The organism is Cupriavidus sp. 05T313 (genome assembly GCF_056396665.1).
In genome coordinates this window covers 1-2,675 of record NZ_JBFTLX010000444.1, presented here as the reverse complement: position 1 = coordinate 2,675, position 2,675 = coordinate 1, and the positions used below count along the sequence as shown (strand labels likewise).

The 2,675-nt window shown below is 68.2% G+C and carries 1 protein-coding gene; it reads left to right on the top strand.

Annotated features, from left to right (window positions below; translation table 11 throughout):
* On the top strand, nucleotides 1-2,335 hold a 2,335-nt coding region (locus tag AC1DKD_RS40575; protein ID WP_477144677.1), incomplete at its 5' end, for a hybrid sensor histidine kinase/response regulator.
* Between the last annotated feature and the right edge of the window lie 340 nt (nucleotides 2,336-2,675).

Sequence of the window (2,675 nt, the reverse complement as noted above, 5' to 3'; positions counted from 1 at the left end):
GATGGAGACCCTGCTCGACGCCGCCGTGCGCGCGGATCGCGTCGGGCCGGTCTTGTTCGTGCGCCTGTATGCCTGGTACGACCGCATCCTCGCGCATAGCGAGGCGCTGCAGGCTGGCCGCCTGCTGCCGGTGGACGATGCCGACCTGATCAACGCCCTGACCGGGCTGAACAGCGCGCCGGCGGCGCGGGCCCCGGCGGACATGGCCGGCACGCCGGTACCCGCCCAAGATGCACCACAGGATGCCCCGCAAGGTGGTGGCGAGGGCAGCCCGGCGCCGTTGGCGCGTTCCGCCGTACAGCCCTGGCTGCAAGCCGGGCCCGTGCGCCCCGTGGTGCCTGCGCCGGGCGACGCGCTGGCGCCGGCAGCGGACGCCGGCGAACGCCAGCGCGCGCTGGTGCGAGTCCAGGCCCGCACGCTGGATACGCTGATCACCGACGCCGGCGAAGTCGGCGCAACGCGCGCGCGGCTGGAAAGCGAACTGGATGCGATGCGCAGCTACCTGGGCGAACTCAACGACAACGTGGCGCGCTTGCGCGGCCAGTTGCGCGAGATCGAGATCCAGGCGGAGTCGCAGATGGCCTCGCGCATCGCCGACGCCCAGCACAAGCAGGAATTCGATCCGCTCGAGTTCGACCGCTTCACGCGCTTCCAGGAACTGACGCGGATGATGGCCGAGTCGGTCAACGACGTGGCAACCGTCGAGCAGAACCTGCAGCGGGGCTTTGACCGCGCCACTGGCGACCTCGATGCGCAGGCCCGCCTCACGCGCGGCTTGCAGCGCAGCCTGATGCAGGCGCGCATGGTGCAGTTCGACGCGCTGGCCGAACGCCTGTACCGCGTGGCGCGGCAGGCCTCCAGCGAGACCGGCAAGGACGTGCGCCTGCTGATCAAGGGCGGCACCGTGGAAGTCGACCGCTCGGTGCTGGACCGCATGGCCGGCCCGATCGAACACCTGATCCGCAATGCGGTGGTGCATGGCATCGAGGCGGCCGAGGTCCGCCGCGCCGCGGGCAAGCCGGCCGCCGGCGCGCTGACGCTGGAAGTGCAGCAGGAAGGCAACGAGGTGGTGCTGCATTTCGTCGACGATGGCGGCGGCCTTGACCTCGCCCGCATCCGTGCGCGGGCCATCGAGCGAGAGCTGCTGTCCCCGGACGACGATGCGGGCGATGCGCGGCTCACGGAACTGATCTTCGCCCCCGGCTTCAGCACGGCCGATAGCGTCTCGGAACTTGCCGGGCGCGGCGTCGGCATGGACGTGGTGCGCGCCGAGACCGTGACGCTGGGCGGGCGCATCGCGCTGGCCACGCAATCCGGACAAGGCACCCGCTTTACCGTGCACCTGCCGCTGACAACCGCCATCACGCAGGTGCTGCTGGTCACGCTGGGCGGCCGGCCGTTCGCCATCCCGAGCGGCATGATCGACCAGGTCCAGCAATTGCGCTCGCAAGGGCTGCTCGAAGCCTACAACCAGGGCAGCCTCGACGTGCCCGGCGGCGCGGTGCCGTTCCATTACCTCGGGACGTTGCTGGAGGAAACGCCCGCGATTGCCGCGGGCAAGAAGTATTCGCCGGTGGTGGTGGTGCGCAGCGGCGCCGAACGCATCGCCGTGCACGTGGACGAAGTGATCGGCAACCGCGAAGTGGTGGTCAAGCACATCGGCCCGCACCTGGCGCGCCTGGAAGGCATTGCCGGCGCGACCACGCTGGGCGATGGCGAGATCGTGCTGATCTACAACCCGGTGGTGCTGGCGCAGCGCTTCGTGCGCGAACGCGGCGAGGCGGCGCGTCCGCGGATCGCCGATCTCACCTACCTGGCGCAACAACCGGCGCAACTGGCGCAACCGGCGCTGCTGGGCGCGGTGGCTGAACTCTCACACGGCGAAGCCGCGCCGGTGCAGGGCCTGGGCACGCAGCCTACCGTCATGGTGGTGGACGATTCGCTGACCGTGCGCAAGGTCACGCATCGCTTGCTGACACGCGCGGGTTATCAGGTGGCGCTCGCGCGGGACGGCGTGGATGCGTTGCGGCAGTTGCAGGAGATGATGCCGGATGCCATGTTGGTCGATATCGAGATGCCGCATATGGATGGCTTCGACCTGACTCGCAATGTGCGGGCGGATAGCCGTACCGCGCATATGCCGCTGGTGATGATTACCTCGCGCACGGCGGAGAAGCATCGCCGCTATGCTGCGGAGATCGGTGTCAATGTCTACCTGGGCAAGCCGTATAACGAGGATGAGCTGCTCACTACGTTGCATCAGTTGCTGGGTGAGCGTGCGGCGGGGACGGCGGGGTCGGTGGCGCAGATGTTGGGGGAGGATGCGGGGAATTGAGGTGGGGGGCTTGGCGTCAAAGACTTAAAGCCTAAAAGCCTAAAAGCCCTAAAGTCAAAGGCGGTTTCACCACCCCTGCGGGGCGGCGACCTACTTTCTTGTCTTTCCAAGAAAGTAGGCAAAGAAGGCGCGCCGGATGGGGCGACCCCCCCTCGTCGGCAGACAAAAAGAGCGGCCGGGACCCAAACTCGCATCGCCTTAAGGCGATACTCAAACATGGGTCCCTCTTTTCCGCTCTTTTTGCCTGCCGACGAGGCGCCCCATACGGCCTGGTACACCTTGACGGCTCGCTTCGCGTCGCGCTGGGGTGCGGACCGCCCTTGGGGGCGCTCCGCACGGC